Raw genomic sequence first — 23,491 nt, forward strand, 5'->3', positions numbered from 1 at the left:
CCCCACGTCCGCGTCGTGCACACACGGATTCGGAGTATGCGTGGGTCAAGTTGCACACCAGAATCATGGTCAAAGGAGCGAATTGTGACTGTCCGGGTTGGCGTAAACGGTTTCGGCCGTATCGGACGTAACTTCTTCAGGGCGGTGGATGCGCAGAAGGCGCTCGGAACCACCGATATCGAGATCGTGGCAGTCAACGACCTGACTGACAACGCGACGCTCGCTCACCTGCTGAAGTACGACTCCATCCTCGGCCGTTTGCCGTACGACGTGTCGCTCGACGGTGACGACACGATCGTCGTCGGCGATCAGCGCATCAAGGCCCTCGCACACCGTGGCCCGTTGAACGAACTTCCCTGGGGCGAGCTGGGCGTCGACGTCGTCGTCGAGTCCACCGGCATCTTCACCGACGCCGCAAAGGCCAAGGGACACCTCGAAGCCGGCGCCAAGAAGGTCATCATCTCGGCTCCGGCCAAGGGTGAAGACATCACCATCGTGATGGGCGTCAACGACGACAAGTACGACGGCAGCCAGAACATCATCTCCAACGCGTCGTGCACCACCAACTGCCTCGGCCCCATCGCCAAGGTTCTCGACGACGAGTTCGGCATCGTCAAGGGTCTGATGACCACGATCCACGCGTACACCCAGGATCAGAACCTGCAGGACGCTCCGCACGCAGACCTCCGTCGCGCCCGCGCAGCTGCCCTCAACATCGTTCCCACCGGTACCGGTGCAGCCAAGGCAATCGGCCTGGTTCTCCCGCAGCTGCTCGGCAAGCTCGACGGCTACGCACTGCGCGTGCCGATCCCCACGGGCTCGGTCACCGACCTCACCGCGAACCTGAAGAAGTCGGCCACCGCCGACGAGATCAACGCCGCGATGAAGGCTGCTGCCGAAGGACCCCTCAAGGGCATCCTGAAGTACACCGACGCACCGATCGTCTCCTCGGACATCGTCACCGACCCGCACTCGTCGATCTTCGACTCGGGTCTGACGAAGGTCATCGACGACCAGGTCAAGATCGTCTCCTGGTACGACAACGAGTGGGGCTACTCCAACCGCCTAGCCGACCTCATCGGCCTCGTCGCCAAGTCTCTCTGAGCGGAGTTTCGATAACAGTGGCAGTTCAGACGCTGAAGGATCTGCTGGACGCTGGGGTCGAAGGGCGCACCGTACTGGTGCGTTCCGACCTCAACGTCCCGTTGGATGGCGGAGAAATCACGGACCCGGGTCGCATCGTCGCGTCCGCTCCCACCCTGCGGGCACTTGCCGAGGGTGGAGCGAAGGTCATCGTGACCGCGCACCTCGGGCGCCCCGACGGTCAGCCCGATCCCAAGTTCTCCCTCGCACCGGTTGCCGCGAAGTTGGCCGAAATCCTCGGTCGCAACGTGCAACTCGCCGGTGACGTCGTGGGACAGGACGCGCTGGCTCGTTCCGAAGGACTCACCGACGGTGACGTCCTGATGCTCGAGAACATCCGTTTCGACCCTCGCGAGACCAGCAAGGACGAAGCCGAGCGGGTCAAGCTCGCCAAGGCTCTCGTCGAGCTGGTCGGTGACGACGGCGCATTCGTCTCCGACGGATTCGGTGTTGTTCACCGTAAGCAGGCGTCGGTCTTCGACGTCGCGAAGCTGCTCCCGCATTACGCCGGATACCTGGTCGGCGCCGAGGTCGAGGTGCTCGCCAAGCTCACGCAGGACGCGGCGCGTCCGTACGCGGTGGTGCTCGGTGGCTCCAAGGTCTCGGACAAGCTGGCCGTCATAGAGGCACTGGCGCCGAAGGTCGACACTCTGGTGATCGGCGGCGGAATGTTCTACACGTTCCTCGCGGCTCAGGGTGTGTCCGTGGGCAATTCGCTGTGCGAAGAGTCCATGATCGAGACCTGCAAGGATCTCCTCGACCGGTACGCCGACGTCATCCACATCCCTCAGGATGTTGTCGTCGCGGACTCCTTCTCGGCCGATGCCGAGTCGAAGATCGTTCCGTTCGACAAGATTCCCGACGGCTGGATGGGTCTGGACATCGGACCGGAGTCGGTCAAGCGCTTTGCCGCGATCCTGACCGGCGCCAAGACGGTGTTCTGGAACGGCCCGATGGGCGTGTTCGAGTTCCCGAAGTTCGAGGCAGGCACCCGCGGTGTCGCCGAGGCAATCGTGGAGGCAACCGAGAAGGGCGCCTTCAGCGTCGTCGGCGGCGGCGACTCCGCAGCAGCCGTTCGTCAGCTCGGTATCCCGGACGAGGGCTTCTCGCACATTTCCACCGGTGGTGGCGCTTCCCTCGAGTACCTCGAGGGCAAAGAGCTGCCTGGCATCGCAGTACTGGAAGGCTGATCCGACATGGCACGTAAGCCGTTGATCGCCGGCAACTGGAAGATGAATCTGAACCACCTCGAGGCTATCGCCCTGGTGCAGAAGATCGCTTTCTCCTTGCCTGCGAAGTACTTCGACAAAGTGGACGTCACGGTCATCCCGCCGTTCACCGACATCCGAAGCGTCCAGACGCTGATCGAGGGCGACAAGCTCCTCCTCACGTACGGCGCGCAAGATGTCTCGGCTCATGACTCGGGTGCGTTCACGGGCGAGATCAGCGGCTCCATGCTGGCCAAGCTCGGTTGCACCTTCGTCGTGGTCGGTCACTCCGAGCGTCGCACCCTTCACGGTGAGACCAACGAGACCGTCCTCGCGAAGACGAAGGCCGCTCTCAAGAACGGCCTCACGCCGATCGTGTGCATCGGCGAAGGCCTCGAGATCCGCGAAGCGGGCGAGCATGTCGCCTACAACGTCGAACAGCTCAAGGGTTCGTTGGCGGGCCTGAGCGCGGAGGAGATCTCCAAGATCGTCATCGCGTACGAACCTGTCTGGGCCATCGGCACCGGCCGTGTCGCTTCTGCCGCCGATGCACAGGAAGTGTGTGCTGCGGTACGAGCAACAGTGGCCGAACTTGCCGACGCCGAGGTCGCGGCCGGCGTTCGCGTTCTGTACGGCGGTAGCGTCAGCTCGAAGAACGTCGGAGAGATCGTCGGCCAGACCGACGTCGACGGCGCTCTTGTCGGCGGCGCGTCACTCAAGGCTGACGAGTTCGCGACACTGTCTGCGATCGCTGCAGGCGGTCCACTCCCGTGATGATCGGGTAGTGAGCTGAAACTGCTCGAGACTAAGACTGCGGGTGTGTGACCGAGTAGGCCACACACCCGCAGTTTTTTGTTCGCGAGTCAGCTCACCAGTTTGGTTTCCAGAGCGCCGACGAGTTCGGGAGCAAGCTCCAACCCGGCGGTCAGATAGTTCTCGACGGTCCCGTAGTGGTGCTCGACCTGCTCGAAGGCAGCGCCCAGGTAACTCGCGTCGACGGAAAGCAGCAACCGGATCACCTCGCCCTTGTCTGCATCTGTGGCAGCGGCGATCTTCGCGACTGTTGCATCGATGTACTCGGCCGAGTACGTGTTCGTGAGCAGGTAGTCCGCCGTGATCGTTTCGCGCGGTACACCAGCGAGTGTCTGCAGTAGTGCTGCCGCCCAACCTGTTCGGTCCTTGCCCGCCGTGCAGTGGAAGAGTTGCGGCCCCTCGGTGGTCGCCAGGGCGGCGAACAACTGCGAAAATCCGTTCCGAGTGACGGGGTCTGCGACAAAGCTGCGATTGATGTTCTGCATGAAAGCTGTTGCAGCGTCCGCTGTTCGGAGAGCCATCGCTTCGGCGTGGATGTTTCCGGACAGGATGGGAATGTGGGCGTACATCGCCGGCGTCGGCACGATGTCGGGAGTTTCGTTCGCCTCGGTTTCGGAGCGCACGTCATAGACGGCGGTCAGCCCCAGCGATTCCACGATTGCAAGATCTTCGGGCGAGGGCGTCAGTACGTTTGCACGGTAGAAGACTCCGCGGCTCATCGCCTGTCCGCTGGTCGTGACGTACCCGGGGCCGGCCACGTCGCGGAAGTTGTGAATCGAAGCCAGACGCGGTGTGTCAGGCAGGGGTGTGTCGGGCAGGGCAGTGTTGGGCAGGGCAGTGTCGGAAAGCATGGAGCCGGCCTTTCGGAGGTAGAGTCGCGTCAACTGAAAAACTACTGAATCGGTATCTCGACAGTGTGATCGATGCCACTGACCAAGAGTCGTGCCTGGCCGGGTGCAAAGTCATGTGCGAGGCGGGTATGTGGTCAGGCTATCTGCGCGCGCCTGTATGGTGTTATCGGTTGTAGTTGTCCCTATTGGATTGGTGGACGTAGACAGACATGAAACTGTTCCTGGATATCCTGCTGGTCATCACCAGCTTGCTCCTCATCGCCTTGGTGCTCCTGCATCGCGGTAAGGGCGGCGGTTTGTCGAGTCTGTTCGGTGGCGGTGTCCAGTCCAGCCTGTCCGGATCGACTGTTGTCGAGAAGAACCTCGATCGGTTGACGGTCTTCACCGCGTTGATCTGGCTCATTTCGATCGTCGGCATCGGCCTGGAGATCAAGTTCGCCTGATTCTCGGCTCATGACTTACAGCCGGTAGTTTTTCACACACGAATTTCAGACACGGAACCCCGCCTATCGAGCGGGGTTCTTTGTTTCGGTCGATAATTGTGTGATGACTGAAACCGCGTCGCATCGAGAAACACCGCGAGAGGCCACCGAGCCGCTGCGCGAAGACATCCGGCTTCTCGGCGGAATACTCGGACAAATAGTGCGAGAGCAAGCCGGCGACAATGTGTTCGATCTGGTCGAGCGAGCCCGTGTCGAGTCGTTCCGAGTCCGTCGTTCGGAGATCGATCGCGCCGAACTGGTGTCGCTGTTCGCCGAAATCAGTACGGACGACGCCATTCCCGTCATCCGGGCGTTCAGTCACTTCGCACTGCTCGCCAACCTGGCCGAGGACATCCATCGCGAGCGTCGACGGGCCATCCACGTCAACGCGGGGGAACCGCCCCGCGACAGCACTCTCGCGGCCACGTACACCAAACTTGATGCAGCCGATATCGATTCGGCCACCGTCGAAGAAGCGCTGCGGGGCGCCCTGGTCTCACCCGTCATCACCGCTCACCCGACGGAGACTCGACGCCGTACGGTGTTCGAGACGCAGAGTCGGATCACCGAGTTGATGCGATACCGCGAGCGCACGGCGCTGACCGTCGCAGAAACCGCTGATGTCGATCTGCAATTGCGCCGTCAGATCCTGACCCTGTGGCAGACGGCTCTGATCCGGCTCAGCCGCCTCCGCATCCAGGATGAAATCGAGGTAGGCCTGCGCTACTACGACGCAGCGTTGTTCGAGGTGATTCCGAAGATCAACGCCGAGGTTCGCAAAGCTCTGCGCACTCGTTGGCCGGACGCCGGGCTCCTGCCGGAACCGATCCTGAGGCCGGGTTCGTGGATCGGCGGTGACCGAGACGGCAATCCGTACGTGACCGGCGAAATCGTCCAGCGTGCCACGTCGCGCGCTGCGGCGACTGCTCTCGAGCATCACCTCGAGGAACTCGAACATCTCGAGCGTGAACTGTCGATGTCGGCGCGGCTGGTTTCCGTCACGCCCGAACTCGATCTGCTGGCGTCTACCTCCGGCGACGACTCTGCCTTCAGGGCCGACGAGCCGTACCGTCGCGCGATTCGCGGTATCCGCGGGCGCTTGAGCGCCACAGCACTGACGGTACTGGGGGAGTTGCCCGCCCACGGGTCCGACGACGGACTCGAGGCGTACACCGACCCGGCACAATTGCAGCGGGATCTCGGAATCATCGACACCTCGTTGCGTCGTTTCGGTGACGAGACCATCGCCGACGATCGACTCGATCGGCTCCGAGAAGCGGTGGAGGTGTTCGGCTTTCACCTGTCCGGTCTGGACATGCGGCAGAACTCCGAGGTACACGAAAGCGTCGTCGCAGAACTTCTGGCGTGGGCCGGAGTTCACCCGGACTACGCGTCCTTGCCGGAAGCCGATCGAGTCGAATTGCTGTCGGCCGAGTTGACGACGCGGCGACCACTGACTTCGCCGGACGCCGAGTTCAGCGAATTGACCACCAAGGAACTGGCCATCATGGCGGCCGGTGCCAAGGCAGTGCGGGTTCTCGGAGCGGGTGCGGTACCCAACTACATCATCAGCATGTGTACCTCGGTCAGTGACATGCTCGAGGCCGCAGTGCTGCTCAAAGAGGTCGGGGTGCTCGATCCGGGCGTCGGTAGCGAGCCCTCGTGCCCGATCGGCATCGTGCCGTTGTTCGAGACGATCGAGGATCTGCAGGGCGGCGCCGACACATTGCTGGCGACGCTCGACATCCCGATCTATCGTGCGATCGTCCGTTCCCGTGGTGACAGTCAAGAAGTGATGCTCGGGTACTCCGACTCGAACAAGGACGGCGGGTACCTGGCAGCCAACTGGGCGCTGTACCGTGCCGAACTCGACCTCGTCGATGCCGCGCGTAAGAGCGGAATCAGGTTGAGGCTCTTCCACGGCCGCGGCGGAACCGTCGGACGTGGCGGCGGACCGAGCTACGAAGCGATTCTGGCCCAGCCTCCCGGTGCAGTCGCTGGTTCTCTGCGAATCACCGAGCAGGGTGAGGTGATTGCCGCCAAGTACGCCGAACCGCGCCTGGCGCATCGCAACCTCGAAACACTGATCGCAGCGACTATCGAGTCGACGTTGCTCGACGTAGAAGGTCTCGGCAGCGATGCAGACGCGGCCTATGCGGTACTGGACGAGCTTGCTGCCCTCGCCCGCACTGCGTACAGCGAACTGGTGCACGACACACCAGGATTCGTGCAGTACTTCGAAGCGTCGACACCGGTCGCCGAGATCGGGGCACTCAACATCGGCTCTCGTCCGGCCTCTCGCAAGCAGACCAAGGCGATCTCCGACCTGCGAGCGATTCCCTGGGTGCTCTCGTGGAGTCAGTCTCGCGTGATGCTTCCGGGTTGGTACGGAACCGGCGCCGCGTTCGAAAGATGGATAGACGGAGACGACACACGGCTTGCCACGTTGACGGCCCTGTACGAGAAGTGGCCGTTCTTCCGAACCGTGCTCTCGAACATGGCCATGGTGATGTCGAAGTCGGATCTCGGTTTGGCGGCCCGGTACGCGGACCTCGTGCCCGACGCCGAACTGCGCGATCGAGTCTTCGGAATGATCACCGACGAGCACGAACGCACAATTCGCATGTACAAGGCAATCACGGGCAACGAGAACCTCTTTGCCGACAACTCGGGCCTCGAGCGTTCGGTCCACAACCGGTTCCCGTACCTCGAACCTCTCAACCATCTACAGGTCGAGCTGATCCGTCGGTACCGTTCCGGCGACGAGAGCGATCAGGTGCGTCGGGGTATCCAGCTGACGATGAACGGCCTGGCCACTGCGCTTCGTAACAGTGGCTAGGTAACAGCGGCTGGTTCTGCAGGTTTACCAGGGTGTGCGTGCGGCGACTCTAGAGCTGTCGCACGCACACCCAACGCTGCGCACCGGACCGAACGGGGACCGCAGTGGATCTGCAATTGGACGGACGAACTGCCGTCGTTACCGGCGCGGGAAAAGGTATCGGGTTGGCGATCACTCGGGCCCTGGTGGCCGAGGGAGTCCACGTCGTCGCGGGCTCGCGGACGCTCTCGCCGGAACTCGAATCGCTGCAGTCCGGCGGCGCCGTCACCTTTGTCGGCGTCGACCTCGCGAGTGTCGAAGGATCAACCCGACTGCTCGAGGTTGCAGCAGCGAGGGGCGGCGTCGACATCCTGGTCAACAACGTCGGCGCCGTCACCCCGAGAACGAGCGGTTTCGCGGCCATCACAGACGAAGAGTGGGCGGCGTCGTTCAATCTGACGTTCTTGTCGGCTGTACGCACTGTTCGCGCTGCGCTGCCGGAGTTGATCCGCCGAGGTGGCGGGAGCATCGTGACGATCAGTTCGGTCAACGCATTCTTACCTGACCCCACGGTGATCGACTACAGCGCCGCCAAAGCGGCGTTGACCAACTTCTCGAAGTCGTTGTCGAAAGAACTGGGCGGGCAGGGGATCCGCGTCAATACCGTCAGCCCTGGCCCGGTGCAAACGGAGTTGTGGCTCGGCAAGCACGGAGTGGCCTCGACGCTGGCGAAGGCGAGTGGATCAGCCGCCGACGACATCGTCGAAAGCGCCGCGGCCGGAGCCGAGACTGGGCGGTTCACCTTCCCCGAAGAGGTTGCCGACCTGGTGTTGTTCCTCGCCAGCGATCGTGCGGGGAACGTGACAGGCGCGGATTTCGTGATCGACGGCGGTCTGATCAAGACCTTGTGATCATTGCTGCCTGAAACCTGATCATGTGCGCGACGGTCGACGACGTGATGCACAGGATCACTGCGGACGCGATGACCACCCACAGTCCCCACCCGATGGACGGTCCGGCAGTGTGCCCTGCGAACTCGGTACTACGTCGCACGATGGACGCGGCGTTTCCGACGGCAACGATCAAGACCGCGATTCCGACCAAAGGGCCGGTGCAGTGATTCTTGATCTCGGGCGTGACGTCTCGAACCATGAGGGTGATCAGCGCGGTCACCGCGCAGAGAGCGAGGACGAGAGTGATCACTCCGCATTCGTCGATACCACTGTGGTCCAGCGCGGAGGATGACGTCCACGGGCCGAGGCTTCCGGCGACGATCCCGGCGCACGCCCAGAGCGATCCGATGAGGCTAGGTCCGAAACGGTCGGGCATGAGGGAGGGAATTGCGCGGGTCGACGGCAGCTGAAACCCGAAGGCGCGTTGGTGATCCGGCTGATTGGGTGTGAACGTCACGGGACGGACCACCTTTCCTCCGCGGCGTCGAGCCGCCCAATCCAATGCTTTTCCGGAGTCTAAGGGCCGCCCAGTTCACTTTTGCCGAATCGAGCGAAATTGATCGAACGGCGCTAGGGCTCAAGCAACTCGGCGTGAGAACATTCGTTGCAGCCCGCACCGACGAGGCGCTTACTGTTCAAACGGCGTCGTGAACGACACTGGTTTGCCGGCGGCGCGCGCGTACGCGATCTCTCGGCGCGTGGACTCACCGATGTATCCGCGAGGGTTGACGACCAGAACCCGATCGGCGAGGTCGATCTTGCGCAGATGGAGCGCGTCGAGCAGGATCTTCTGCTCGACAGAGACCGCCTCGTCTGCTTCAACCGGCGCGACGACGATCACGCCCGCGAACGTCAGGTCGCGGTTCGCCTCCCGCATCTCTTCAGCGAATTGCGCAGAGCCGCAGATACAGACAATCTCAGGTCGATCGGGCACGGTTCAGTCCCTCATCGACGCGAGAGCCCGCGGCCACACCAGTCTCGTCAGATATCTTCGGCAACGCACCCCAACTGTCAGTGAACGAAGTCCAGAGCTTCCTTGATCCACGCGTTGAATTCGACGTTCGAACTCGTCCCGGTTCGGTCGACGACGATCCATCCCTTGCTCATCGGCTTACCCCGCATCTCGGGCCAGCTTGCACCCTTGTGCGTCAGAAGCTCGTCGACTCGATCGGGGTCACACCGAACCATGATGTTGCCGTGTGAGTTCGCACTGGCGGCCAGCTTCCCGTTCACCATGAAGCTCAGCCCACCGAACATCTTTACTTCCTCGACGTCGTCCTCGCCCGAGAGCGCATCGCGGATACGCTCAGCCAGCGCTTTGTCGTATGCCATGGAGGCCTCCTGGGGTGGAGTTCCAGGTTAGATCAGATGGCGCAGGTACGTGTGCGGGTCGTGAAGGAACCGCTGCCAGTTCGACACCAGATCGAGGTCCTCCCAGCTCGAGGCTCGGATTCCCCATTCTCCGATCTCGAGCAGGTTGGCGTTCGGCAGCGCCGCGATGATCGGCGAGTGCGTCGCGATCACCGCCTGCGCGCCGGATTCCACCAGCTCGCCGAGCAGCGCGGCCAGTGTCAGGGTCCCTTGGAAGGAGAGTGCGGCATCGGGTTCGTCGATGAGATAGAAGCCGCCGTCGGCGGTCCTCGACGACAGGATCTCGAGCAGCGCCTCACCGTGGGAGAGGTGATGGTAAAGCGGTTCAGGTCGCTTGGGATTGGGGTTGTCCTCCAAGTACGTGTACAAACCGTGCAGGGTTTCGTCTCGGAGGTAGTACGCCCACTTCGATGCTCCGGGACTCCGCTCGACCACAAGGTCGAGGCCGCCCGGTTCACTCGATCGAGTCTGATGCCGCGTATTGGTCGACCCGCCTTCGGCATTGAGACCGAGAACGGCGGCAAGAATTTCGATGACGGTCGACTTTCCCGCTCCGTTTTCGCCGACCAGAATGGTGACACCCGGTGGAAGTTCGAGACCGTCCTGAACGATCTGCGCAACAGCGGGTACCGTCATCGGCCAGCTGCCTACGTCAGCGCCTGACGATGTCCCGGTCTTGATGCGTCGGATGGGTTGTCTCTGCACGGCCATACGCTCTCACAGGGCTCCGACGGGAAACTGGAGCTAGTGGCGCTGCGCGAGCAATTCGACGATTCGGGCCACGAGGTCGAGAGGGATCGGTTTGTTCAGCGGGAACTTCACCGTTGATTTCGCAGCCCGGTACGGGTCGACGGACTTCTCGAACTCTGCATCACTCGCCGGGAGCGGGTACATCGAGATGTGGTGTTTCCAGCCTGCGAAGTGAACCAGATTCTTCCCGTTCACTCTCATGGTGGGCATCTGATAGCTGATGGTCTCATCGAGGCCGGGGACGGTGTTGTGGATCGTCTCGCGGATGCTCTCGAGGACTCGTTGCTCGTCGGCGGGAAACGACGCAATGTATTGGTCGATCGTCGCGAATTCGGCCATGAACGGATCTTAATCACAGTCGGATTCAGTTGGCTCGCCAAAAGTCCGGTCGGCTGCCGTCGGTGTCGGTGAACCCGTATTCCGTTCCGAGATCGCCTGAACTGACCGATCGCTGATTCCATCGCTTCCGATTCGGATCGGCAGCGATGGCCGCGATCGCACGTCCGATGAATCTTGGTGACTCGGAGCGTGCGAAATCCGCGGGCGCAGTCGGACCATCCCGCTCCGGCAACAAAGCGTCACGCCAATTCGATTCGCCGACACCAAAATTCTCGAGCATCATCTCCGATCGCAGGAACCCGGGAGTGATGGCGACGGCAGTACAGCCGAACGGGGCAAGTTCGTGGCCTTGCGAAAATGCGAGCCTGTTCACGGACACCTTGGCCAAGTCGTAGAACACCGAGATGCGATAGTTCGATGCGTTGTATTCGGTAGTGCCATCGGTTATTTCGGCGACCAGTCCGCCTGGCCGATCAGTCATGAGCGGCAGGAGGTGGTGCGACGTGGTGATGTGGGTGTCGATCGCCAGACGCAAGATGTGAAACCCCTTGTCCAGATCGTGTTCCCATACCGGCGTGTTCCACTCCGCCGGCCCACCCTTGAGTAATTCCGCGCCCCAGATGTCGTTGACCAAGATGTCGATGTGGTGATAGTCGATTCGCAAGCGTTCGGCGAGATCAGCCACTTGTTTGCTCTTGAGATGATCGACGGCAATCGGCACGCCGACGCCGCCCAGTTCGGTGACCAACTCTGCCGTCTCTTCGATGGTCTCTCCGCGCGGATAGTCCGACTGAAGAATTCCGGCAGATGTGCTCCGGCCAGTGCAGATGACGGTTGCACCGGCCTCGCCCAAGGCCGCGGCGATTCCGCGTCCGGCGCCCCTCGTCGCCCCGGCAACTACAGCCACTCGCCCGCGAAGTGCGTCCGGATTCGGTGTCCACGACATTGTTCGATTGTTCTCGCCTGGATTGCTTCGTTCAAGAGTGAACGCGATCTGCGGAACCGAACCTTACTTCGCGGCGTCCAAGGTAGTAATCACTCGGATGAAGGAGGTAGGGGAGAGATGGATCGTTGTGTGGGGCGCAGTGCTGGTTGGAGAAACGGGATCTCGGGATTGAGTTCCGTTCCGTCAAAAGGAAATTCGCATCGGATCCGGACTCGGCGGGTAGTCGAAAGTCGCCACGGTGAGGAAGTCGTCGACGTACCACCAAGCCGGGAATCGCCCGAAGACGATTCCCGACCGGTGTGAAATCAGATTTGTGAAATCAGATCTGTGAAATCAGATCAGGGAAGCTGCGAGGCAGCGTCCGAATCGAGGAACCAACGTGTCGCAACCAAACCGGTGGCGCCGGCGGACGGCCAGTCGTCGGCCGAAGCACCTCCGACGGCTTTGGCAACGGCCTCGGCCTTTGCAGCACCCGAGACGAGCAGCCAGACCTCTTTGGCTCGCCGAACAGCAGGCAACGTGAGGGTGATCCGCACCGGTGGCGGCTTGGGGGAGTCCGTCACCGCGACTACGAAACGCGCTTCTTCGCGAACAGCGTCGGTATGCGGGAACAACGAGTTGACGTGTCCTTCGCCGCCCATACCGAGCAGGTGCACGTCGAACGTCGGAACCTGATTCCCGTGTGCCTGAGCGCCCAGCAGTTGTTCGTACGCCGTCGCCGCCCCGTGTGGATCACCGTCGTAGATACCGTCGGATGCGGCCATCGCATGTACCCTGTCGGGATCGACCGGCACATGATCGAGAAGCGCCTCACGTGCTTGCACTTCGTTCCGCTCGGGATCGCCGGACGGCAGGAACCGTTCGTCGCCCCAGTACAGATCGATCTGCGACCAGTCGATGTCGCCGGGAGCTTCACGCAACTTCTCGAGAAGTGCGATGCCGGTTCCACCGCCAGTCAGCACGATGGACGCAAACCCGCGAGCCTTCTGGGCATCGACGATGGTCGTGACCAGGCGTGCGGCGGCAGCGTCGACAAGTTGGCCGGCGTCGGAAAACTTCTCCACGACAACATCACTCATAGGTCACCTTCTCCAATCCGGCCAGAGCTTCTTCGTAGATCTCGTCCGGATCGAGCCGACGCAATTCCTCGGCGAGGCAATCGCGTGTCTCTCGACGACCCAGAGAAACCAGCGCGTCAGGCTGACCGGTGCGGATCAACGTAGCGGTCGTGCCCTCCTGCGGACGACTGATGGAGATACTGCGGGTCTCGAGCTTCAACTCGACCGTCAGCTCACCCGTACGTCGAATGACCGGACCGTCGATCTTGGCCGCCAACCAACCGGCGAGAATATCCAGTGCCGGTTCGGTTTTGAGACCGGAGACCACCGCTGAGGTGATCTTCTCGTGCGGCGGCTGATCGAGAGCCGACGCGAGGAGCGCGCGCCAGTAGGTGACGCGACTCCAGGCGAGATCGGTATCGCCGGCGGTGTACGACGCGAGTCGCCCCTTGATGGTGGCGGTCGGATCGGGGGCGCCGGTGGCATCGGTGATGCGCCGTATCGCGAGCTTCCCGACGGGGTCCTTCGCCGGAATCTCGGGTGCCTCGAGGGGCCACCACGCGACTACCGGGGTGTCGGGGAGCAGGAACGGGATGACGACGCTGCTCTCGTGATCCGCAAGCGGACCGTAGAGACGCAACACGACAACCTCCGAGGCGCCGGCGTCCCCGCCGACACGGATCTGAGCATCGAGCCTGGGCTCACTCTGCTCGTCGCCACGCAGAAGCACGATGACGCGGCATGGGTGCTCGCGGCTGGCTTCGTTGGCGGCCTCGATGGCTTCCTCGGCATTCCCGGTGTCCCTGGTGCAGACGACGAGCGTCAACACTCGTCCCAAGGTGACAGCGCCGCCGGTCTTACGTACCTCGACCAGTTTCTTGCTGACCTGGACCGTGGTGGTGGACGGCAAATCGAGAATCACTAGGGTCGCCTCCATTCGCGTCCGGTGCGTTGCATCATTTCGTCCGCAGACGGTGGTCCCCACGTTCCGGCCTCGTAGGGTTCCGGCTTACCGCCGGCAGCCCAGTGCTCGAGGACGGGATCGAGGATCTCCCAAGACAATTCGACTTCGGCATTCACCGGGAACAGAGACGGCTCGCCGAGCAACACGTCGAGAATGAGCCGCTCGTACGCCTCCGGAGACGACTCGGTGAAAGCCTGGCCGTACGAGAAGTCCATGTTGACGTCACGGACTTCCATGCTCGATCCGGGAACCTTCGAGCCGAACCGCATGGTGACGCCCTCGTCGGGCTGCACGCGGATGACCAGAGCGTTCTGGCCGAGGTCTTCGGTCATCGTCTTGTCGAACGGTAGGTGCGGTGCACGTTTGAACACCACCGCGATCTCGGTGACACGGCGTCCGAGTCGTTTGCCCGTGCGCAGGTAGAACGGCACACCCGCCCAGCGGCGGGTGTCGACCTCGAGGGTGATGGCGGCAAAGGTCTCCGTGATGGAGTCCGCTGCGAAGCCGTCTTCTTCGAGGAGCCCGACCACCGGCAGCCCACCCTGCCAGCCGCCCGCGTACTGGCCGCGTGCGGTGGTCTCGTCGAGGGGCTCGGCAAGGCGAGTGGCCGAGAGGACCTTGATCTTCTCCGCCTGCAGATTGAGCGGCTCGAAGCTGATGGGTTCTTCCATCGCCGTGAACGCGAGCAACTGCAGCAGGTGGTTCTGGATCACGTCACGGGCCGCGCCGATGCCGTCGTAGTACCCGGCGCGTCCACCGAGGCCGATGTCCTCGGCCATCGTGATCTGAACGTGGTCGACGTAGTGCGCGTTCCAGATCGGATCGAACAACTGGTTCGCGAAGCGCAGAGCCAGAATGTTCTGGACGGTTTCCTTACCGAGGTAGTGGTCGATACGGAAGACCGTGTCCTCGGGGAACACCTTGTTGACGACGGCGTTCAGTTCGCGAGCGCTCTCGAGGTCGTGGCCGAACGGCTTCTCGATGACAACTCGTCGCCACTGACCGTCCTCGGCCTGCGCGAGGCCCGACGCCGACAGTTGCTCGAGCACCTGAGGAAACGCGTTGGGCGGAATCGCAAGGTAGAAACCGTGATTGCCGCCGATACCACGTTCGTTGTCGAGCGTGGCCAACGTGTCGGACAGGTTCTGGAAGGCCTCGGCCTCGTCGAAACTGCCCTCCACGAACCGGATACCTTCAGCGAGCCTCTCCCAGACGTCCTGACGGAACTTGGTGCGAGCACCGTCCTTGACTGCTTCGAGGACGACGTTCGCGAAGTCCTCGTCCGTCCAGTCACGCCGGGCGAACCCGACCAGAGCGAATCCGGGCGGCAACAGTCCACGGTTGGCGAGGTCGTAGATGGCGGGCATGAGCTTGCGCCTGGCAAGGTCGCCGGTAACACCGAAAATCACCAGGGCGCAGGGCCCCGCAATGTGCGGAAGCCGTTTGTCGGTGCTGTCCCGAAGGGGATTCACCCAATCTGATGCCGCCGCGGAATCGCTCACAGGCTCAGCTCTTCTGGGTTGCTGCGCGGAGCTGCTCGGCGGTTGCGTCGAGCAACTCGTTCCAGGACACCTCGAACTTGTCGACGCCCTCTGTCTCGAGGACCTTGAACACGTCCGCAAGATCGATGCCGACTGCAGCGAGCTGATCGAAGACCGCCTGTGACTCCTGAGCGGTGCCCGAGATCGTGTCGCCGGTGATCTCGCCGTGGTCGGCGAGAGCGTCGAGCGTCTTCTCCGGCATGGTGTTGACCGTGTTCGGCGCAACCAACTCGGTGACGTAGAGAGTGTCGGGGTAATCCGGGTTCTTCACGCCGGTCGACGCCCACAGCGGACGCTGAGCCTTGGCGCCGTCGGACAGAAGAGCCTGGAAGCGCGGCTGCACCTCGAAGATCTGCTGGTACGCGTTGTACGCCAGACGCGCGTTTGCGAGTGCAGCCTTGCCACGAAGCTCGAGGGCTTCCGGCGTGCCGATTGCCGTGAGGCGGTTGTCGATCTCGGAATCCACGCGGGAGACGAAGAACGAGGCGACCGACTCGATGGACGAGATGTCGCGGCCGGCAGCCTTGGCGGTGTCCAGACCTTCCAGGTATGCGCCCATGACTGCCTCGTAGCGCTCGACCGAGAAGATCAAGGTGACGTTGACGCTGATGCCCTCACCGATCACCTTGGCGATGGCGGGAATGCCTGCCAGCGTCGCGGGGATCTTGATCAGGACGTTCGGACGATCGACGATCTTGTGCAGCTCGATCGCCTGCGCGACGGTGGCGTCGGTGTCGTGTGCCAGGCGAGGATCGACTTCGATGGACACGCGGCCGTCGACGCCGTTCGACGCCTCGAACTGCGGAGCCAGGATGTCGCACGCAGCACGCACGTCGTCGGTGGTCACCGCGGTGATGGTGGCGTCGACATCGGCGCCGCGCTGTGCGAGCTCACGGACCTGAGCGTCGTACGCCGATCCCTTGGACAGTGCCGCCTGGAAGATCGACGGGTTGGTCGTGACACCCACGATCGACTTCGTGTCGATGAGGTTCTGCAGGTTGCCGGACTGGATGCGATCCCGCGAGAGGTCGTCGAGCCAGATGGAAACGCCTGCAGCGGAGAGCTTTTCGGTATTCACGTTCTGTGTCATCGAGATCATCCCTTCACAGCTGCGAGGGAGCGCTGCGCGGCTTCGACAGTCGCGTCGGCAGTGATGCCGAACTCCCGGAACAAGGTCTTGTAATCGGCGGAAGCGCCGTAGTGCTCGAGCGAGACGGCCTGACCGGCGTCGCCGAGGATGCGCCACCACGGCATCGCGATGCCGGCTTCGACGGACACACGCGCGCGCACGGCGGGCGGAATGACCTCGTCGCGGTACGCCTGATCCTGCTCGAGGAACCAATCGAGGCACGGCACGGAAACGACGCGGGTTGCGACGCCCTGAGCTTCGAGGGTTTCGCGAGCCTCGGTGGCCAGATGCAGTTCGGAACCGGTCGCCAGCAAGATGACCTCGGGCGAACCGTTGGCTGCGTCGACGAGGACGTAAGCGCCGCGCTTGACACCCTCGGCAGCCTTCTCCTTGGTGCCTTCGAGAACCGGGATGTCCTGGCGAGTGAGTGCCAGAGCCGTCGGGCCCGTCTTGTTCTCGAGTGCTGCCTGCCATGCGAAAGAGGTCTCGTTGGCGTCACCCGGGCGGACGACGGCGAGGTTCGGGATCGCACGAAGAGCAGCGAGGTGCTCGACCGGCTGGTGGGTCGGGCCGTCTTCGCCGAGACCGATGGAGTCGTGGGTCCAGACGTAGGTGACGGCAGTCTTCATCAGTGCGGCCAGGCGAACCGCCGGACGCATGTAGTCGGAGAAGACCATGAAGGTTCCGCCGTACGGGCGGGTGGGTCCGTGAAGCGCGATGCCGTTGAGGATCGAGCCCATCGCGTGCTCGCGGATGCCGAAGTGGAGCGTGCGGCCGTACGGCTGCGCATTCCAGTCGTTGGTGGAGATGGAGAACGGGCCGAACGAATCTGCGCCCTTGATGGTGGTGTTGTTGCTGCCGGCGAGGTCGGCGGAGCCGCCCCACAGCTCGGGCAGGATCGGTCCGAGCGCGTTGAGTGCCGAACCGGAGGCCTTGCGAGTCGCAACGCCCTTGGCGTCGGCCTCGTAGGTCGGGAGAGCGTCGGCCCAGCCGGCGGGGAACTCACCGGCGAACAGGCGGTCGAAGAGTTCCTTGCGCTCGGTCTCACGTGCAGCCCACGCGTCGAACTCGACCTGCCATGCCTTGCGTGCGTCGGCGCCGCGGGAGACGACCTCACGGGCGTGAGCCAGAGCGTCGGCGTCGACGTCGAAGGACTTGGCCGGATCGAAGCCGAGGGCTTCCTTGACCGCTGCAACTTCGTCGGCACCGAGAGCGGAGCCGTGGACGTCGCCGGTGTTCATCTTCTTCGGAGCCGGGAAACCGATGATGGTGCGGAGCAAGATGATGGACGGACGATCGACGACGGCCTTGGCCGCGGCAACCGCGTCGAGGATGCCGGAGACGTTTTCGCCACCTTCGACGTGCTGAACGTGCCAGCCGTATGCCTCGTATCGCTTTCCGACGTCTTCGCCGAGAGCGATGGTGGTGTCGTGTTCGATGGAGATCTTGTTGTCGTCGTAGAAGACGATGAGGTTGCCCAGTTCCTGGACACCGGCGAGGGACGAGGCCTCGGACGTGACGCCTTCTTCGATGTCACCGTCGGACGCGATCACGTAGATGTGATGGTCGAAGGGGGAGGAGCCGACCGGGGTCTCCGGATCGAACAGCCCACGCTCACGACGCGCAGCCATCGCCATACCGACTGCGGACGCAAGGCCCTGGCCCAGCGGACCGGTGGTCATCTCGACGCCGACGGTGTGGCCGACCTCGGGGTGGCCGGGGGTCAGTGCGCCCCACGTGCGGAGAGCTTCGAGGTCAGCGAGCTCGAGGCCGTAGCCCGACAGGTAGAGCTGGGTGTACAGCGTCAAGGATGAATGGCCACAGGAGAGAACGAAGCGGTCACGGCCGACCCATTCTGCATCCGAAGGATCGTGGCGCATGACGCGCTGGAAGAGGGTGTATGCCAACGGCGCCAAGCTCATTGCAGTTCCGGGATGGCCGTTGCCGACCTTCTGAACCGCGTCGGCGGCGAGCACGCGGGCGGTATCGACAGCCTTGGTGTCCAGGTCGGTCCAGTCCGAGGGGTGGACGGGTTGCGTGAGGACGTGGATCTCGTCTGTGATCGACACTGGCAGATGTCTCCTGACATGGTGTACGTGGATTGCGAGGGTGGGGTGTCCCTCCACTGCGTAACCCAGCCTAATGGTCCTGGCTGTCCGGGTCGATTCGGTTCCTCAATGGCTGCGGTCTACCATCGTTCGTAGTAGAGAACAGTGTCAGCAGTGTGTCGTGAAGAGTTAGTGCGGTAACGCGTGGTGCAAGGAGAGAACGTGCGGACAGGGCAACAGCCGAGCGGACATGGCTTCGGCAGCCCAGGTGCCGCCCCGCGGGCGACCAATACCGATACGGTGTGGGGTCGCGCAACGGGCAAGGTTCTGGCTTATATCGCGCTCACGAAGCCGCGAGTGATCGAATTGCTGTTGGTGGCAACCATTCCGGCAATGCTGCTGGCCGATCGCGGAACGGTCGACATCGTTCTGATCCTCAGCACCCTCTTCGGTGGCTGGATGGGCGCGGCGAGTGCGAACTCGCTCAACTGCGTCGTCGACGCCGACATCGACAAGGTCATGAAGCGCACGGCGAAGCGTCCGCTGGCCCGCGAGGCGGTGCCGACGCGCAACGCGCTCGTCTTCGGGCTCCTTCTCGGACTCGCGTCGTTCCTGTGGCTGTGGTGGCGAGCCAACCTCTTGGCCGGCATCCTCGTCGTGATCACGATCGCGTTCTACGTCCTCATCTACACGATGGTTCTCAAGCGTCGTACCTGGCAGAACGTCATCTGGGGTGGCGCAGCCGGATGTATGCCCGTCCTCGTGGGCTGGGCCGCTGTCACCGGGTCGCTGAGCTGGCAGCCCGTCGTGCTGTTCCTGATCATCTTCTTCTGGACGCCGCCGCACACCTGGGCGCTGGCGATGCGATACAAAGAGGACTACAAAGCTGCCGGTGTTCCCATGCTTCCGGTGATCGCCACCGAAGAGCACGTCACCAAGCAGATTCTGTTCTACAGCTGGGCAATGGTCGTCACGACGCTTGTCCTCGTCCCCGCGTCGGGCGTCATCTACGCCGCAATCACCATCGTCGCCGGTGCGTGGTTCCTGCTCATGGCTCATCAGCTGTACCGCAGCGTTCGCGGTGGTGCTCAGGTCAAACCGCTCCGCCTGTTCCTGCAGTCCAACAACTATCTTGCGATCGTGTTCGTCGGCCTCGCTGTCGACTCGGTTCTCGGACTGCAGACGATCAGCGACATGCTGAGCTGATTCTGCTGTGCGCCTTTATTAACCGCGGGCGGTTAATAAAGGCGCACAGCACTTCGCTAGGGGATCAGAACGATCGACCCGGTCGTTGCTCGACCTTCCAGATCCCGATGCGCTGTTGCCGCATCGGCGAGGGGATACTCGGCGCCGACGCGAATATCGAGTTTCCCGGCCGCAATGGCGTCGAAGACATCGCCGGCACGCCAGGTCAGTTCCTCTCGAGTGCGAATGTGATGCGCGAGCGTCGGACGCGTCAGGAACAGCGAACCCGACGAATTGAGCCGCTGCGGATCAACCGGCGGAACCGGTCCACTGGCCGCACCGAACAAAGCGACCGTGCCGCGGATGCGCACGGAAGCCAAGCTCGAATCAAAAGTTGTCGCGCCGACGCCGTCGTATGCCGCCGCTACTCCTTCGCCGCCGGTCAACTCCCGGACTCGCGCTGCGATGTCCTCGTCGTACCGCAGAACCTCCGAGGCACCCGCGCCGCGCGAGAGTTCTTCCTTTTCATCCGATGACACAGTCGTGATGACCTTCGCCCCGAGGCTGACGGCCATCTGCGTCAGGATCAACCCGACGCCGCCCGCGCCTGCGTGCACGAGCACGGTGTCGCCGCTCTGGATCGGATACGTCGACTTCGCGAGGTAGTGCGCCGTCATCCCCTGCAGGAGCGCCGACGCTGCGGCCGATGCAGGGACACCGTCAGGCACTTTCACGGCGACTGCGGCGGGAACAGCCACCTTCTCGGCATAGCTGCCAGTGGCAGCGGCCCACGCGACCCGGTCGCCCACGGAGAATTCGTTGACGTCGGAGCCGACAGCTTCGACAACACCGCTGCCCTCGTCGCCGGGAATGTAGGGGAGCGGACGCTTGTACTGGCCCATTCGGAAGTACATGTCGATGAAATTGATGCCGATCGCTTCGGTCTTGACGAGTAGATCGCCTGGGCCGGGTGTCGGTTCGGGTTGTTCGGTCAGAGTCAGAACGTCTGGTCCGCCGGTCTCGGTCACGTAGATGGCTCGCATGGTTTCTGTTCTACACCCGAGGCGGCCGACGCTCAGTCCATGCCTGGTGTCGCTTCCGGGCTACCGACCAGTATTGTCGAGTCATGAGCACCGATACCGAGAAGTCGGACGCCACCCCGTCCGCGCCGGAACTGCCGAAGTCCACGGTGAACGCCATCACCAAGTTCGTCGCCGAGCACGGCGGCTCCGCCAGCGCCGTCATCCAGCCGGTCGGCCTGGCCGGCGTTCGCATCACCCTCGTAGGTGCCGACGGCATCCTCGGTGATCAGGTCGTCGAGGACCTCGCCACGGCAAACGCGGTCGTCGCGTCCTTCGACAACGTCACCGTCGCCGAGTGGGAGCGCGAACTGACGAGCATCGTCACCCCGCAGGAAGGCCATTTCAAGAAGATGGCCGGTTGGGTCGCCAACCAGACTCGGTTCCCGAAAGCTCGCAACGAATCCTGAAATGACGTGTGGGGCGTAGGAACACCTTTTGGTGTTCCTACGCCCCACACGTGTCTTGAAGCGTCAGACAGCTGGTATCGGCGAATTGGTCGGCGTGTACTGGCGGGTCTTACCCGCAGCCCAAACTGCTGCGGTCGCAGCCGTGCACAGTCCTGCACCGGCGACGTGCATGATCACCAGAACTTCCGGCACATCGGTGAAGTACTGCACGACACCGATGAGCGACTGCGCGAGGATCAGTCCCAGCAGGACCTTCAGACGGATCTTCACGGCTGCGGATGTCCCGACCGCATACAGGCCGAAGGTCAGACCCACGACCAGCGCGAGATATCCGACCAGAAGCTGTGAGTGCAGATGGACGAGCGTCACGATCTCGATCTCCAGGCGAGGCACCGTCCGGTCCAGTCCCTTGTCGCCGGCGTGCGGGCCTGCGCCCGTTACGAGAGTTCCAGCGACCAAAACGCCGGCGAGCGCGACACCTGACAGCGCGGTAAGCCAGCGCAACGGCTTCGGCATCACGACCAGAGTTGTTGCTTCGTCGGGTTCCGCGATCTTCGCGTACATCACCGTGGCAACCCAGACCATCAGCATCGACGCAACCAGGTGAATGGCGACCGTCCACCACAGCAAGCCTGTGAGGACGGTGATACCGCCGATCACTGCCTGAACGACAGTGCCGAGCGGCATCATCCAGGCGTAGACAAGCACCTCTTTGCGTCGGCGAGCGCGAGTCACCGCAAGCACGATCGCAGCGGCGACGATGACGACCAGGAAGGTCAGCAGGCGGTTGCCGAACTCGACGGCTTGGTGAATCACCGCGACCTGTCCGTGGCCGACCGGGACGAAGCTACCGGGGAAGCACTGCGGCCACGTCGGGCAACCGAGTCCCGAGTCCGTCACGCGCACCACCGCGCCGGTGACAGCGATGCCGCCCTGCGTCAGGATCACGATGAACGCGATGATTTTCTGCGTTTTCAGCGAGGGGAGAGGTAGTCGATCCACCAAGCGTAAAAATCCGGCATACACACGATTCACCACGCCAACGATCGTAGTTCCCCATCAACTACACAGTGTCGTTGGGGCCGTGCCGGGTGACTGCTCCGATGTGAGGAGTGGAAGTGTCAACTACAACGATTCTCGACGTTGCCCAGCAGAATCTTGCCAACAAGCAGGTGAAGGCATCGACCGTCTACCACTATCTGAGCACTCTGCGATGCCTCGACCTGTGTGAGGTGCCGATCGAACAGGCAACGGTGGGCTTTCTGCATAACCGTCTGCAAACCGTGCTGAACCAATCCACACGCAACAAGCATGCGATTGCACTGCGTTCGATGCTCGGTGTGCAGCTCAAAGTATCCAAGGGTCAACCACGGATCTACACACTTGCTCCGCTGACGACCATTCACCAGGCAATCGAATCGTCACGATACAAAATGTACGGCTTCTCGATGCTCTACGCAGGGCTTCGTTTGGGCGAATCTGTTGTGAAGCAACGTATTTCAGGAAATGTCATGCTCGTAGATAGGCAAATGCTACCCAACGGAACACTTAGTTCAGCGAAATCATCCGGTCCGGTCGTAGTTCCTGAGTGGTTTGCAGCGGAGTATGCGCAGTGGAACCCGAAGGTCACCCGAAACACTGTGTACCTCGGCCTGCAACGAGTAGGACGCAACGCAGAAATCGAAGTCACTCCGCATGCACTACGGCACAAGTTCGCAACTGAACTGGTCAACAACGGCTGTTCACCGGAGATTTTGCGTAGACAGCTACGACACCACAGTGTGCAGACTTCGTTGACCTTCTACGTACAAACCACAACCGATGACGTAGAAACCCAGGTCAAACGAGCATTCGGGTAGCTACTGGTGACGGCAGACGGATAAATCTGTCTGCCGTCGCTGCGTACTTCAAAAATGTAATGGGCGGTCTGTTCCCGCGATATATGGGCAAACCGAATGAAACGGGAGCAGCATGGACAAGAAATTTCTCGGCATACTTGGAGTTCTGGCACTGATCGCAGTCGTGGCGCTCGGCGTTGGTTGGCTGACCAGCAGCAGAGACCAAGCAGAATCCGAAGTTACTTCGCCTCAACAGATCCAAACGTCAGGTTATTACGCTGGACAGACTCAAGAATATCTAGACTGTGTTGATGCGGCAGCAGAACGGCTTGAATCAATCGGAGTTCCGAGCCGTGACGCAATTGACCAGGCCGAGACCAGTCCCCGTTGCCTACCACTGAGGACTAAGGGGCCCAGTCTGTTCGGCTGACGACCAAGGTTCGCCGACACCAGCGAAGCCTCCCTAAGATAACGGAGGGTTTCTGAATTGCTCAGGCTAAGACGAGTCCTAGACGCTCTCCGCTTAGGTAGTGTGCTGCGTTCTGGCAAAATAGAACGTCGTTCT

Annotated in this window: 23 protein-coding genes; 9 read left to right on the plus strand and 14 right to left on the minus strand. The window is 62.3% G+C overall.

What is annotated here, in order from left to right:
• Nucleotides 1-84 precede the first annotated feature (84 nt).
• The 3 genes from gap to tpiA are packed head-to-tail and all read left to right on the plus strand — an operon-like array spanning nucleotide 85 to nucleotide 3,125.
• Nucleotides 85-1,104: a type I glyceraldehyde-3-phosphate dehydrogenase gene (gene gap / locus BH682_RS14190; RefSeq protein ID WP_003944851.1), complete on the plus strand. Its 1,020-nt coding sequence runs from the start codon at nucleotides 85-87 to the stop codon at nucleotides 1,102-1,104.
• A gap of 17 nt (nucleotides 1,105-1,121) precedes the next feature.
• Nucleotides 1,122-2,333, plus strand: coding sequence for a phosphoglycerate kinase (locus BH682_RS14195; RefSeq protein WP_003944901.1), 1,212 nt, complete (start codon nucleotides 1,122-1,124; stop codon nucleotides 2,331-2,333).
• Nucleotides 2,334-2,339: 6 nt separating this feature from the next.
• Entirely contained in the window at nucleotides 2,340-3,125 is a 786-nt protein-coding gene (gene tpiA / locus BH682_RS14200; protein ID WP_042919821.1) for a triose-phosphate isomerase, read from the plus strand.
• A gap of 89 nt (nucleotides 3,126-3,214) precedes the next feature.
• On the opposite strand, the gene BH682_RS14205 is transcribed toward tpiA, so the two are convergent.
• Nucleotides 3,215-4,015, minus strand: a complete 801-nt coding sequence (locus BH682_RS14205; protein WP_075835274.1) for a tyrosine-protein phosphatase — start codon at nucleotides 4,013-4,015, stop codon at nucleotides 3,215-3,217.
• A gap of 209 nt (nucleotides 4,016-4,224) precedes the next feature.
• Here BH682_RS14205 and secG point away from each other — a divergent pair, with 209 nt between their 5' ends.
• The 3 genes from secG to BH682_RS14220 all read left to right on the plus strand — a co-directional run bounded on the left by secG (nucleotide 4,225) and on the right by BH682_RS14220 (nucleotide 8,226).
• A complete protein-coding gene (gene secG / locus BH682_RS14210) occupies nucleotides 4,225-4,458 on the plus strand; it encodes a preprotein translocase subunit SecG (protein ID WP_003944946.1) in 234 nt (77 codons plus the stop codon).
• A 103-nt stretch (nucleotides 4,459-4,561) separates the two neighbouring features.
• Nucleotides 4,562-7,336 (plus strand): phosphoenolpyruvate carboxylase, encoded by a 2,775-nt coding sequence (gene ppc / locus BH682_RS14215; protein WP_075833135.1) that lies wholly within the window; start codon nucleotides 4,562-4,564, stop codon nucleotides 7,334-7,336.
• Between the two features lie 104 nt (nucleotides 7,337-7,440).
• Nucleotides 7,441-8,226: an oxidoreductase gene (locus BH682_RS14220; protein WP_042919818.1), complete on the plus strand. Its 786-nt coding sequence runs from the start codon at nucleotides 7,441-7,443 to the stop codon at nucleotides 8,224-8,226.
• Here BH682_RS14220 and BH682_RS14225 read toward each other — a convergent pair.
• From BH682_RS14225 to tkt, 11 genes are all read right to left on the minus strand, one after another.
• Complete coding sequence (locus BH682_RS14225; RefSeq protein WP_007727952.1) at nucleotides 8,213-8,725, minus strand: hypothetical protein; 513 nt, start codon at nucleotides 8,723-8,725, stop codon at nucleotides 8,213-8,215. The genes BH682_RS14220 and BH682_RS14225 overlap by 14 nt on opposite strands.
• Nucleotides 8,726-8,896: 171 nt before the next feature.
• Nucleotides 8,897-9,145: a hypothetical protein gene (locus tag BH682_RS14230; RefSeq protein ID WP_218960106.1), complete on the minus strand. Its 249-nt coding sequence runs from the start codon at nucleotides 9,143-9,145 to the stop codon at nucleotides 8,897-8,899.
• A 134-nt stretch (nucleotides 9,146-9,279) separates the two neighbouring features.
• Nucleotides 9,280-9,600, minus strand: a complete 321-nt coding sequence (locus BH682_RS14235; protein WP_003944891.1) for a TfoX/Sxy family protein — start codon at nucleotides 9,598-9,600, stop codon at nucleotides 9,280-9,282.
• A 27-nt stretch (nucleotides 9,601-9,627) separates the two neighbouring features.
• Nucleotides 9,628-10,350 carry an AAA family ATPase gene (locus BH682_RS14240; RefSeq protein ID WP_075833137.1) on the minus strand — a complete coding sequence of 241 codons (723 nt, stop codon included), beginning with the start codon at nucleotides 10,348-10,350 and terminating at the stop codon, nucleotides 9,628-9,630.
• Nucleotides 10,351-10,383: 33 nt separating this feature from the next.
• On the minus strand, nucleotides 10,384-10,728 hold the full coding sequence (locus tag BH682_RS14245; RefSeq protein WP_075833138.1) for an iron chaperone: 345 nt from the start codon (nucleotides 10,726-10,728) through the stop codon (nucleotides 10,384-10,386).
• 25 nt (nucleotides 10,729-10,753) lie between these two features.
• On the minus strand, nucleotides 10,754-11,674 hold the full coding sequence (locus BH682_RS14250; protein WP_075833140.1) for an SDR family oxidoreductase: 921 nt from the start codon (nucleotides 11,672-11,674) through the stop codon (nucleotides 10,754-10,756).
• Nucleotides 11,675-12,012: 338 nt separating this feature from the next.
• Complete coding sequence (gene pgl, locus BH682_RS14255; protein WP_030536405.1) at nucleotides 12,013-12,753, minus strand: 6-phosphogluconolactonase; 741 nt, start codon at nucleotides 12,751-12,753, stop codon at nucleotides 12,013-12,015.
• Nucleotides 12,746-13,654, minus strand: a complete 909-nt coding sequence (gene opcA, locus BH682_RS14260) for a glucose-6-phosphate dehydrogenase assembly protein OpcA (protein WP_003944921.1) — start codon at nucleotides 13,652-13,654, stop codon at nucleotides 12,746-12,748. Before opcA ends, pgl begins: the two co-directional genes overlap by 8 nt.
• Nucleotides 13,654-15,198, minus strand: coding sequence for a glucose-6-phosphate dehydrogenase (gene zwf, locus BH682_RS14265; protein ID WP_003944956.1), 1,545 nt, complete (start codon nucleotides 15,196-15,198; stop codon nucleotides 13,654-13,656). Before zwf ends, opcA begins: the two co-directional genes overlap by 1 nt.
• A gap of 4 nt (nucleotides 15,199-15,202) precedes the next feature.
• A complete protein-coding gene (gene tal / locus BH682_RS14270) occupies nucleotides 15,203-16,327 on the minus strand; it encodes a transaldolase (protein ID WP_064114350.1) in 1,125 nt (374 codons plus the stop codon).
• A gap of 5 nt (nucleotides 16,328-16,332) precedes the next feature.
• Entirely contained in the window at nucleotides 16,333-18,435 is a 2,103-nt protein-coding gene (gene tkt, locus BH682_RS14275) for a transketolase (protein WP_003944976.1), read from the minus strand.
• A 201-nt stretch (nucleotides 18,436-18,636) separates the two neighbouring features.
• On the opposite strand from tkt, the gene BH682_RS14280 reads away from it, so the two are divergent.
• Nucleotides 18,637-19,620 carry a heme o synthase gene (locus tag BH682_RS14280; RefSeq protein WP_003944994.1) on the plus strand — a complete coding sequence of 328 codons (984 nt, stop codon included), beginning with the start codon at nucleotides 18,637-18,639 and terminating at the stop codon, nucleotides 19,618-19,620.
• 56 nt (nucleotides 19,621-19,676) lie between these two features.
• Here the strand turns inward: BH682_RS14280 and BH682_RS14285 are convergent, their stop codons facing one another.
• Nucleotides 19,677-20,642, minus strand: a complete 966-nt coding sequence (locus BH682_RS14285) for a quinone oxidoreductase family protein (protein WP_075833142.1) — start codon at nucleotides 20,640-20,642, stop codon at nucleotides 19,677-19,679.
• An 83-nt stretch (nucleotides 20,643-20,725) separates the two neighbouring features.
• Here BH682_RS14285 and BH682_RS14290 point away from each other — a divergent pair, with 83 nt between their 5' ends.
• Nucleotides 20,726-21,088 (plus strand): hypothetical protein, encoded by a 363-nt coding sequence (locus BH682_RS14290; RefSeq protein ID WP_003945032.1) that lies wholly within the window; start codon nucleotides 20,726-20,728, stop codon nucleotides 21,086-21,088.
• 63 nt (nucleotides 21,089-21,151) lie between these two features.
• On the opposite strand, the gene BH682_RS14295 is transcribed toward BH682_RS14290, so the two are convergent.
• Complete coding sequence (locus BH682_RS14295) at nucleotides 21,152-22,126, minus strand: COX15/CtaA family protein (protein WP_021332987.1); 975 nt, start codon at nucleotides 22,124-22,126, stop codon at nucleotides 21,152-21,154.
• Nucleotides 22,127-22,206: 80 nt separating this feature from the next.
• Between BH682_RS14295 and BH682_RS14300 the strand changes: the two genes are divergently transcribed.
• A complete protein-coding gene (locus BH682_RS14300) occupies nucleotides 22,207-22,947 on the plus strand; it encodes a tyrosine-type recombinase/integrase (protein WP_143542607.1) in 741 nt (246 codons plus the stop codon).
• The last annotated feature ends 544 nt before the right edge of the window (nucleotides 22,948-23,491 follow it).

It is taken from the genome of Rhodococcus sp. YL-1 (assembly GCF_001942025.1).
Taxonomy (GTDB): domain Bacteria; phylum Actinomycetota; class Actinomycetes; order Mycobacteriales; family Mycobacteriaceae; genus Rhodococcus_F; species Rhodococcus_F qingshengii.

Coding starts and splice junctions, on each gene's coding strand:
- tal (WP_064114350.1), bottom strand. CDS start 16,327: ATGACACAGAACGTGAATACCGAAAAGCTCTCCGCTGCAGGCGTTTCC.
- BH682_RS14230 (WP_218960106.1), bottom strand. CDS start 9,145: ATGCGGGAGGCGAACCGCGACCTGACGTTCGCGGGCGTGATCGTCGTC.
- tpiA (WP_042919821.1), top strand. CDS start 2,340: ATGGCACGTAAGCCGTTGATCGCCGGCAACTGGAAGATGAATCTGAAC.
- BH682_RS14240 (WP_075833137.1), bottom strand. CDS start 10,350: ATGGCCGTGCAGAGACAACCCATCCGACGCATCAAGACCGGGACATCG.
- BH682_RS14245 (WP_075833138.1), bottom strand. CDS start 10,728: ATGGCCGAATTCGCGACGATCGACCAATACATTGCGTCGTTTCCCGCC.
- BH682_RS14250 (WP_075833140.1), bottom strand. CDS start 11,674: ATGTCGTGGACACCGAATCCGGACGCACTTCGCGGGCGAGTGGCTGTA.
- ppc (WP_075833135.1), top strand. CDS start 4,562: ATGACTGAAACCGCGTCGCATCGAGAAACACCGCGAGAGGCCACCGAG.
- BH682_RS14235 (WP_003944891.1), bottom strand. CDS start 9,600: ATGGCATACGACAAAGCGCTGGCTGAGCGTATCCGCGATGCGCTCTCG.
- secG (WP_003944946.1), top strand. CDS start 4,225: ATGAAACTGTTCCTGGATATCCTGCTGGTCATCACCAGCTTGCTCCTC.
- BH682_RS14290 (WP_003945032.1), top strand. CDS start 20,726: ATGAGCACCGATACCGAGAAGTCGGACGCCACCCCGTCCGCGCCGGAA.
- BH682_RS14285 (WP_075833142.1), bottom strand. CDS start 20,642: ATGCGAGCCATCTACGTGACCGAGACCGGCGGACCAGACGTTCTGACT.
- BH682_RS14205 (WP_075835274.1), bottom strand. CDS start 4,015: ATGCTTTCCGACACTGCCCTGCCCAACACTGCCCTGCCCGACACACCC.
- pgl (WP_030536405.1), bottom strand. CDS start 12,753: ATGAGTGATGTTGTCGTGGAGAAGTTTTCCGACGCCGGCCAACTTGTC.